Here is a 561-nt window from a genome sequence, read left to right on the forward strand (position 1 = left end):
AAAGCCTTGTCGGCCAACAAGGCTCCGAAGCTGATGCCTGTCAGAAGCGGTTCAACGCCCACCGTATCGAACCGATGCCCCGGCAACAGTTCAAAGCGCACGAGATTGCCAAAGGCATCTGTCAAGGCGAGGATTTTAGTGGTCATGCCGCCCTTTGAGCGGCCTATGGCCTGGCTCTGAGTCCCCCTTTAGCGCCCTGGCCATGACGGTGGACCTTGACTATCGTGGCGTCGACCATCGCGTATTCCATATCTGGATCATCCGAGCAGGCATCAAATATCCGTTTAAAAACATCGGCTTTGCGCCAGTCACTGAAGCGGCGAAACGCTGTGCTCCAGTTGCCGTAATGCGCCGGAAGGTCGCGCCAAGGACTGCCGGTACGAGCAATCCAAAGCACGGCCTCCATAAAGCGCCGGTTATCTCCGCCGCTGCGTCCGGGGTCAGTGCGCTTCCCCAAACAGTGCGGTTCGATCTTGGCCCATTGGGCATCTGTCAGAATATTGCGGTCCATTAACAGTATGAATCACAATTCGATCCATCTGTGAATCCCCACAAACCCTA

The 561-nt window shown here is 56.0% G+C and carries 1 pseudogene; it reads right to left on the minus strand.

The annotated features are described in order from the left end of the window. Positions 1 to 511, minus strand: a pseudogene (locus tag ACK8OE_RS20910) (IS5 family transposase); the annotation flags it as partial. Between the last annotated feature and the right edge of the window lie 50 nt (positions 512 to 561).

The organism is Asticcacaulis sp. W401b, from assembly GCF_046503825.1.
Taxonomy (GTDB): Bacteria; Pseudomonadota; Alphaproteobacteria; order Caulobacterales; family Caulobacteraceae; genus Asticcacaulis.